Source organism: Micrococcus sp. KT16 (assembly GCF_003315015.1).
Classification (GTDB): Bacteria; Actinomycetota; Actinomycetes; order Actinomycetales; family Micrococcaceae; genus Micrococcus; species Micrococcus luteus.
In genome coordinates, this window is the sequence record NZ_QNRG01000024.1 from 1 (window position 1) to 8,665 (window position 8,665).

Sequence of the window (8,665 nt, forward strand, 5' to 3'; positions counted from 1 at the left end):
GGAAGCAGGCCCTCGCCCAGCTCGCCGCGGCCTACCCCGACCGGATCAACCCCTACCTGTGACCACCCCGCTTACACAGACAAGTTGACACGCCCACTCGTCTCATCTCAGCCCGGTACCCATGTCAAGAACCTCATGACCCACAACATCTAGGTAGTCGCCGATGTCCTTGTAGTGCAGGCGCGCCGCCTCCACATCTCCGGGCCGCTTCACCAGCAGAAGCACGGCCACGGTTGCCCTACTGCCCGGACCAAAGATCTGCCCACCTTCGCGACGAGCTCTCTCCCCAGACGTCCGTGTGTTCCCCCGGAGGTTATACACGTAGACCTCGTGGAACTCGGAGTACAACGTCTTGCGCAGACCAGCCGCCGTGTTCCCGTCGATGTACCCGCCGTTGGACACATAACAGAGCACTCCGCCCTGCTCCGATTTCAGCAGCCGGTCAGACCCCCACCGAATGGCCCGGATGTACGAGTCATAGAGCGAATTCTTGTTCTGCGCTGTCGAGAGCTTCGCGTAGCTGTCCCGGATGGATGCGTCCAAGGTCGGGTAGCTCAGGTTCGCGTTGTCGTCGTTGCCGGAGGTCTGCCCCACCGAGTACGGCGGGTTGCCGAGGATCACCCGGATGTCCAGGTTGTTCTGCGCCACCACGCGGTCGTTATTGGAGCGGAACACCTTCTCATCCAAGGTGTCCCCGTGCTCCGTCATCTGGAAAGTGTCCGTCAGCACAATCCCATTGAACGGTTCGTACCCGACCGCCGCGGCATCGTCCCCGCGCGCCGCGGCCTGCTCCACCATGAGGCCGTGGAACGTGGCCTCGATGTTGATGGCCGCAATGTAGTAGGCCATAAGCAGCAGCTCATTGGCGTGCAGCTCCTGCGTGTACTTGCGCAGCAGATCCTCCGGCCGGATCAGCCCGGACTGCAGCAGCCGCACCACGAAGGTGCCCGTGCCCGTGAACGGATCCAGCACGTGCACGCCCTCATCCGTGACGCCCACACCGAAGTTCTCTCGCAGCGCCTCGTCCACGGCACGGAGGATGAAGTCCACCACCTGCACCGGCGTGTACACGATCCCCAGGGATTCCGCCGTCCGCGGGAACGCCAGCTTGAAGAACCGCTCGTACAGCTCCGTGATGATCTTCTGCTTGCCCTCGGCGCTCTCGATGCCCTCAGCGCGCACCCGCACACCCCGGTAGAACTCCTCGAGGGAGTCCACCTCCGTCTCCAGGTTGCACGAGTCCAACACCTGCACCATGGCGTCCATCACCTGGGACACCGGATTGTGCGCCGCGAAGGAGTAGTCCTCGAACAGCGCCTCGAACACGGGCTTCGTGATGAGGTGCTGGGAGAGCATCTCTACCGCGTCCCGCTCGGTGATGGACTCGTTCAGGTTGCCCTGCAAGCCCTCGAGGAACGCCGCGAACTCCTCCCGCGGCCGCGGGTCCGGGCCGTCCAGGATGCCGCGGATGCGGATGATGTGCCGGTCCGCGATGTCCTTGACGTCCTTGGCCCAGTCCTCCCAGTAGCGCCGATCCCCCACCTTGCGCACCAGACGCGCGTAGATGGCGTCCTTCCACTGCTGAGCGTCCTGCATGGCGAACAGGGCCTGACGCGTGCCCCGAACGGACTTGTCCTCGCCCGAGCCGGGAGCGCCGTCGTCCTCCGCGGCGTCGCCCGAACCGATGCCGATCACCTGCACCCGGTCCTCCACCGACCGGCCCAGCGCGATCTGGTTGACCATCGCCTCGAAGCGGTCGTCGTGGGCGCGCAGTGCCTGCAGCACGTCCCACACCACCTTGTAGGCCTTCGAGTCGTTCAGGGCCGACTCCGGGTCCGCCGTCGCATCCACCGCGATGGGCAGGATGATGTAGCCGGTCTTCTTGCCCTCGGCCCGCCGCATGACCCGCCCCACGGACTGCACTACGTCCACCTGCGAGTTCCGCGGGCTCAGGAACAGCACCGCGTCCAGGGTGGGGACATCCACGCCCTCCGAGAGGCACTTGGCGTTGGAGAGGACCCGCACCGTGTTCTCCCCCGCCGGCTGCTTCAGCCAGTCCAGCTCACGCACCCGCTGCGCCATGGGGAAGGTGCCGTCCACATGGGAGGCCTCCACCCGCAGGTCCGGGGTCATGGGGTCCGTGGAGGTGGCCAGCTGACGGCTCACCTGCTCGAACTGGAGGGCCAGCTGCTTCGACTCCTTGATGTTCCGGGCGAACGCCACCGCGCGGCGCATCGGCGCGGCATCCACCTCGTCCAGCCGGCCGCCGTCCACCCCGCGCTTGGCCAGCCCATTCCAACAGCCCACGATCCGCGCGGCGTCGTCCAGGTCCAGACCCTCGGTGTCCGCGAGCATCTGCTGGAAGGAGGCGCCGATCGCATTGGTGTCTACCGCGAGGATCAGCACCTTGTAGTCCGTCAGGTGGCCCTGCTCCACCGCCTTGCCGAACCCCAGCCGGTGGAACTCCGGGCCGTAGATCGACTCATCGTCCATCGAGTAGACCGTGACCTGGTCCTGCGCGGCCTTCGCCTTGGCCTCCTGCACATAGATGCGCGGGGTGGCCGTCATGTACAGGCGCTTGGCCGCCCGGATCTTCGCGGCGTCGTGGACCATCGTGAACGCCGAGCCGTCCTGGCCCAGCTCGGTCACACCCGTGGTGCGGTGGGCTTCATCGCAGATGACCAGGTCGAACTCAGCGAGGCCGAGGTCCTGGGCCTGCCGGACGACGTCGATGGACTGGTACGTGGAAAACACCACGGTGATCGCCTCGTCCCCAGTGGAGACGGCCGTGCGGGCCGCGAGCTTCGCCGGGTCCGTGCTGGCCGGGAAACCCAGGTCCGAGGCAGCGATGTCCTCACTGGCCCGGCGCCGCCCCACAGAAGCGTCCGAACACACGGCGAACGGGCGCAGCGGTACATCCGCATTGGCCGTCCACTCATTCAGCGTCTGCTGTAGCAGCGCGATCGACGGCACCAGGAACAGCACCGAGCCGCCCACCGGCACCATCCGCTCCACCAGCTTCAGCGACGTGAACGTCTTGCCCGTGCCGCAGGCCATGATCAGGCGGCCACGGTCCTTGGTCTCGAATCCGGCCACGACGTCGTCGATCGCCTCCCGCTGGTACCGACGGGGCTCCTTGCGTGGGCGCTGAGTCAGCTCCTCCGGGCGGTCGAAGGTGAACTCGGACCAGTCCACGGTCGAGTCCACCAGCGTCTGGATCCCCACCCTGGTGACGTCCTTGGACTGGCCCGCCCGCGCGGCTTCCGCAGACGAGGACCACTCGAGCGCCGTGTCGATCACCATGCCGTGGGCGAAGTCCACCTTGCCCAGCTCGGTGAAGAATGAGTCAATGCTGCCCTTCTGCAGCTTCTTCTCCGGATCGAAGAACTTCACCTGGACGCCGGTGAGTTCACCGGTGTAGCGATCCTTCGCGACGATGTCGATGCCGTTGTCCGGCCTATTCTCCCGGCCGGGCCATTCGTTCCACAGCCACACGTCCGAGAACTGGTCCGCGAACTTCGGCTCCACCTCGAGGAAGCGCTTGGCCAGCCGCTCGAAGCGACGGCCCTGTTCCTGGCGGGAGAGCTCCGAGAGCCAGAGACGATCGAGCACCTCGTCGAAACCGACGCGGGATTCACTCCCGGGGTCCCCCTGGTCCATGGCGGAGGGGTCGGTCAAGGATGCGGCGTCCGGCGTCGAGATGGTCATGCGGACCATTGTGACCCGGGGCCACCGGGGAGTGGAATGCGGCTCGCGGGGGTGTCTCACCGGGTGGCCGGCTTATTGGCGGCTCAGCGGTTCAGCGGCGCCAGCCCTCCGGCTGCGCGGCCAGGCCGACGATCATGTCCCACGGCAAGACGGCGCGGATCTTGCCGCACCGGCGTCGGTGGTCAGACTCCGCTGCGGCCGCGTCGGCGGCTTCCCTCACCGTGGCCTCGTCTGCTCCCAGGGCCTCGGCGATCCAGAGGATCGCCTCGCTGCACAGGAGCCGGTTGTACGCCCGCCGCGCGGAGGTGTTGGGCGTCCCACGGGTGTACGCGCCGGATCCGTTGGTCGACTGCGTGCTGAACCACCGGACCATGTGCTGCCGCTGCGACGAGTACCAGACGTTCCGTCGCTGCCCGTGACGATCCTCGTAGTCCTGCGCGATCGGCGTGCGCTCCGTGAGGGTGCCGAGAATGGTGGCGAAGGCTCGGGTCGTGAAGTCGCCGGGCGCGACGTCATCATCCGTTGCATGCTGTGCCCCGCGCTTCCGGCGGGCCCAGGACTGTGTTGGACTGCTCATGATCACCATTCTGGCCTGCACCGGACCCTGAGCGCCGAGCCTCCCGTCAGTTCGTGCGCTTGAGGCCGCGGCGCAGCCAGGGGTCGGCCCAGCGGGTGAGGGCCGGCAGCACGAGGTAGACCATGAACGGCATCACCAGCACGACGTTCGCGAGCACCCGCAGCGGCAGGGGCACGTCCGCCGGCAGGAGGTGGGACAGCAGCCACTGGCCGAGCAGGCTCATGGGGAAGAACCCGGAGAAGATCACGATCATCTGCTTCCACCGGGGCGGGGTGACGGGGTCGGCGAGCTCCGCCGGATCGAACCAGCCCTCGAGCCCGGTCCGCGCACTGACCTGCTCGGACACCACCTGGCCGGCCATCTGCGCCGCCCAGGCCGCCCGCTCAGGCGACTCCTCCCACGCCCGGCACGTGGCGTCGTCGGCGAACCGGTACACCATGTGCCACACGTGCGAGTCCCGCTCCAGGCGCACCAGCCCGGAGCCGAGGTAGCCGTCGAAGCCGAGCATGACGTCCTGCCCCGCGCGCACCCAGTCGCGGATCCGCGGAGCGGCCTCGGGTGCCATGTGCCGGGCGATCTGCTTGGTCACCGTGCTCATGCCAGGAGGATACGGGGCGCGGGTCGGCCGGGCCTGCCCGCCCTCCCCGACCAGGCGCGCCGCCCCACTTCGAGGCGGGAAATCGAGCGCACCCGCGCTCAGAAGCGCGGAATACGCGGGATTTCCCGCCTCCAAGGGTCGGCTGTCAGAGCATGCAGCTCACGCAGCCCTCGACCTCGGTGCCCTCCAGCGCGAGCTGGCGCAGGCGGATGTAGTAGATCGTCTTGATGCCCTTCGTCCACGCGTAGATCTGCGCGCGGTTCAGGTCACGGGTGGTGGCCGTGTCCTTGAAGAACAGCGTCAGGGACAGGCCCTGGTCCACGTGCTGCGTCGCCGCGGCGTACGTGTCGATGATCTTCTCGTAGCCGATCTCGTACGCGTCCTCGTAGTACTCGAGGTTCTCGTTGGTGAGGTACGGCGCCGGGTAGTACACGCGGCCGAGCTTGCCCTCCTTGCGGATCTCGATCTTCGAGGCCACCGGGTGGATCGAGGAGGTCGAGTTGTTGATGTACGAGATCGAACCCGTCGGCGGGACGGCCTGCAGGTTGCGGTTGAAGATGCCGTGCTCCATGACGGAGGCCTTCAGCTCACGCCAGTCGTCCTGCGTGGGCAGGGCGATCCCGGCCTCGGCGAACAGCTCGGCGACGCGCTCGGTGGCGGGCGCCCACTCCTGGTCCGTGTACTTGTCGAAGAACTCCCCCGAGGCGTACTTCGAGTCCTCGAACCCGCCGAACCGCTGGCCGGTCTCGATCGCGATCCGGTTCGAGGCCCGCAGCGCGTGGAACAGCACCGCGTAGAAGTACATGTTCGTGAAGTCGATGCCCTCCTCCGAGCCGTAGTGGACGCGCTCGCGGGCCAGGTAGCCGTGGAGGTTCATCTGCCCCAGGCCGATGGCGTGGGAGGCCGCGTTGCCCTTGGCGATGGACGGCACCGACTGGATGTCGGACATGACCGACACGGCCGTCAGCGCCCGGATGGCGGTCTCCACGGACCGGCCGAAGTCCGGCGAGTCCATGGTCTTGGCGATGTTCATCGAGCCGAGGTTGCACGAGATGTCCTGGCCCACGTGGGCGTAGCTCAGGTCCTCGTTGTACTCGGAGGCCTCGGAGACCTGCAGGATCTCGGAGCACAGGTTGGACATGGTGATGCGGCCCTTGATCGGGTTCGCGGCGTTCACGGTGTCCTCGAACACGACGTAAGGGTAGCCGGACTCGAACTGGATCTCGGCGATGGTCTGGAAGAACTCGCGCGCGTTGATCTTGGTCTTCTTGATCCGCGCGTCGTCGACCATCTCGTAGTACTTCTCGGTCACGGAGATCTCGGAGAACGGCACCCCGTAGACACGCTCGACGTCGTACGGCGAGAACAGGTACATGTCCTCGTTCTTCTTCGCCAGCTGGAACGTGATGTCCGGGATCACGACGCCGAGGGAGAGGGTCTTGATGCGGATCTTCTCGTCCGCGTTCTCGCGCTTGGTGTCGAGGAAGCGGTGGATGTCCGGGTGGTGCGCGTTGAGGTACACCGCTCCGGCGCCCTGGCGCGCGCCGAGCTGGTTGGCGTAGGAGAAGGAGTCCTCGAGGAGCTTCATCACGGGGATGACGCCGGAGGACTGGTTCTCGATCTGCTTGATGGGCGCGCCGTGCTCGCGGATGTTGGTCAGCGAGAGGGCCACGCCACCGCCGCGCTTGGACAGCTGCAGGGCGGAGTTGATGCCGCGGGCGATCGACTCCATGTTGTCCTCGATGCGCAGCAGGAAGCAGGAGACGAGCTCGCCGCGCTGCTTCTTGCCCGAGTTGAGGAACGTGGGGGTGGCCGGCTGGAAGCGGCCGGCGATCATCTCGTCCACCAGGTGGGTGGCCAGCTCCTGGTCGCCCCGGGCCAGGTGGAGGGCGACGACGGCGACGCGGTCCTCGTAGCGCTCGAGGTAGCGCTTGCCGTCGAAGGTCTTCAGGGCATACGAGGTGTAGAACTTGAACGCGCCGAGGAAGGTCGGGAAGCGGAACTTGGCCTTGTAGGCACGATCGAACAGGCCCCGGATGAACTCGAACGGGTACTGCTCGAACGTCTCGGTCTCGTAGTAGTCGTTCTTCTGCAGGTAGTCGAGCTTCTCCTCCAGGTCGTGGAAGAACACCGTGTTGGTGTTGACGTGCTGCAGGAAGTACTGGCGCGCGGCCGCGTGGTCGGCCTCGAACTGGATGCGACCGTCGGCGCCGTAGAGGTTCAGCATGGCGTTGAGCTCGTGGTAGCCGAGGTTCTGCCACTCGGCGGGCATGTTCTTCGCCTGGCGGATGAGGTCCGCCTCGGTGGGTGCGGTGGTGGTCATGTCCACAGTCCTTCCAGGCCGCCGCGGACGCGTTCGACGTCGTCGGGCGTGCCCATCAGCTCGAATTTGTACATGAGGGGCACCTGGCACTTGCGGGAGATGATGTAGCCGGCCAGGCAGTAGCCCTCATGGAAGTTGGTGTTCCCGGACGCGATCACGCCCCGAATCCAGTGACGGTTCTCCGGGACGTTGAGGAACTTGATCACCTGCTTCGGGACCGCGCCCGGCCCGCTGCCCCCGCCGTAGGTGGGGGTCATCAGGACGTACGGGGCGGTGGCCCCGAGGGTGGGCTCCCGGGTGATCAACGGCAGTCGAGCCACCCGGTCCTCGGGCAGCTCGAGCTTCTCGACGAAGCGGTGCGTGTAGTTGGAGGCGGAGGAGAAGTAGATCAGTCCCGCGTCGGTGGGGACGAGCCCCTGCGCCTCGGCCGAGCGGATGTGGCTCGGGTCCGCGGCGACGGTCATGTCGGCTCCGGTCAGGCCACCGATGCCGCGGCGGACTCGGCGAGCTCGGCGATCTTGTCCGGGCGGAAGCCGGACCAGGAGTCGGTCTCGGTGACGACGACGGGGGCCTGCATGAAGCCGAGGGCACGGACGCGCTCGAGGGCGGCGGGGTCCTGGGACATGTCCACGACCTCGTAGGCGATGCCCTTCTTGTCCAGTGCACGGTAGGTGGCGTTGCACTGCACGCAGGCCGGCTTGGTGTACACGGTGACGGTCATGGCGATCCCTGTTCCTTCGTGGTCTCTGGTGGTCTGCGGGTGTCGGCGCGGCGCTCGCGAGGTGCATCGCGGGGCGTGCCGAACATCTGCGTCGATACTACATCTAGTGATCACGGCCGGGAACCATCCCTACATGTAGTAGTCACACCGCTGTAGTTACGTATCCCCACCCTCTGCCCATCCTGTCCACACCCTGCTGTGCGAGACGATCCGCGCGGACATGCGGGACACGCCGGGACCGAGGTCGACTGTCCACAGCCGGTGGAGATCTCGGGGCCGGGTTCCCACAGCCGGAAAGTCGAGTTCGCCACGTCCGCGAGCGGCGTGTCCGACCCCCGCGGACCACTACATGTAGGAGCCCGCCACCGTCCGGCGTCGGAATGCCCCGTCACCACCGGGGGTTGCCCCGGCATGAGCACCTCCCCCACCGTCACCCGCAATGACGCCGAGTCCCGCTACGAGCTCCACGACGGCGGCACACTGCTCGCCGTCCTCGACTTCCAGGCGTGTCAGATGGTCTGTGTAAGCCGTACCGAGAGGAACGGTAAGAATCATGACCATGACCGACGAGAAGAACCCAGGCGAGCCCTCGGGCCAGGACCTGGTCGAGCAGCTGAAAGCCTCAGGGCAGCTTGATTCCCTATTCGCGCAGATCGACGCGGGCGGCGTCGAGCTCACCGGTGACGGCGGGTTCGTGCCCGCGCTGGTCAAGGCCGCGCTCGAGCGGGGCCTGCAGGC

The 8,665-nt window shown here is 66.7% G+C and carries 6 protein-coding genes and 1 pseudogene; 1 reads left to right on the plus strand and 6 read right to left on the minus strand.

The genetic code is table 11. The features are described 5' to 3' along the window. Window positions 1-102: 102 nt before the first annotated feature. The 6 genes from DE149_RS11430 to nrdH all read right to left on the minus strand — a co-directional run bounded on the left by DE149_RS11430 (window position 103) and on the right by nrdH (window position 7,927). A complete protein-coding gene (locus tag DE149_RS11430; RefSeq protein WP_233490752.1) occupies window positions 103-3,708 on the minus strand; it encodes a DEAD/DEAH box helicase family protein in 3,606 nt (1,201 codons plus the stop codon). Window positions 3,709-3,799: 91 nt separating this feature from the next. Continuing rightward, window positions 3,800-4,285, minus strand: a complete 486-nt coding sequence (locus DE149_RS11435) for a hypothetical protein (protein WP_101967806.1) — start codon at window positions 4,283-4,285, stop codon at window positions 3,800-3,802. A 46-nt stretch (window positions 4,286-4,331) separates the two neighbouring features. Continuing rightward, window positions 4,332-4,883, minus strand: coding sequence for a hypothetical protein (locus DE149_RS11440; protein WP_100057560.1), 552 nt, complete (start codon window positions 4,881-4,883; stop codon window positions 4,332-4,334). 145 nt (window positions 4,884-5,028) lie between these two features. Beyond that, window positions 5,029-7,155: a class 1b ribonucleoside-diphosphate reductase subunit alpha gene (gene nrdE / locus DE149_RS11445; protein WP_180537555.1), complete on the minus strand. Its 2,127-nt coding sequence runs from the start codon at window positions 7,153-7,155 to the stop codon at window positions 5,029-5,031. A gap of 47 nt (window positions 7,156-7,202) precedes the next feature. Then, window positions 7,203-7,670 carry a class Ib ribonucleoside-diphosphate reductase assembly flavoprotein NrdI gene (gene nrdI / locus DE149_RS11450; protein ID WP_004167610.1) on the minus strand — a complete coding sequence of 156 codons (468 nt, stop codon included), beginning with the start codon at window positions 7,668-7,670 and terminating at the stop codon, window positions 7,203-7,205. Window positions 7,671-7,681: 11 nt separating this feature from the next. Next, the gene (gene nrdH, locus DE149_RS11455) at window positions 7,682-7,927 is read right to left on the minus strand and encodes a glutaredoxin-like protein NrdH (protein ID WP_036313172.1); all 246 of its coding nucleotides are present in this window, start codon (window positions 7,925-7,927) and stop codon (window positions 7,682-7,684) included. 559 nt (window positions 7,928-8,486) lie between these two features. Here nrdH and DE149_RS11465 point away from each other — a divergent pair. Next, window positions 8,487-8,665: pseudogene (locus DE149_RS11465) on the plus strand (IS256 family transposase); the annotation flags it as partial.

Excerpts from the sequence above, each read along its gene's own strand:
- nrdH (WP_036313172.1), bottom strand. The coding sequence starts at position 7,927 with ATGACCGTCACCGTGTACACCAAGCCGGCCTGCGTGCAGTGCAACGCC.
- DE149_RS11435 (WP_101967806.1), bottom strand. The coding sequence starts at position 4,285 with ATGAGCAGTCCAACACAGTCCTGGGCCCGCCGGAAGCGCGGGGCACAG.
- nrdE (WP_180537555.1), bottom strand. The coding sequence starts at position 7,155 with ATGCCCGCCGAGTGGCAGAACCTCGGCTACCACGAGCTCAACGCCATG.
- DE149_RS11430 (WP_233490752.1), bottom strand. The coding sequence starts at position 3,708 with ATGACCATCTCGACGCCGGACGCCGCATCCTTGACCGACCCCTCCGCC.
- nrdI (WP_004167610.1), bottom strand. The coding sequence starts at position 7,670 with ATGACCGTCGCCGCGGACCCGAGCCACATCCGCTCGGCCGAGGCGCAG.
- DE149_RS11440 (WP_100057560.1), bottom strand. The coding sequence starts at position 4,883 with ATGAGCACGGTGACCAAGCAGATCGCCCGGCACATGGCACCCGAGGCC.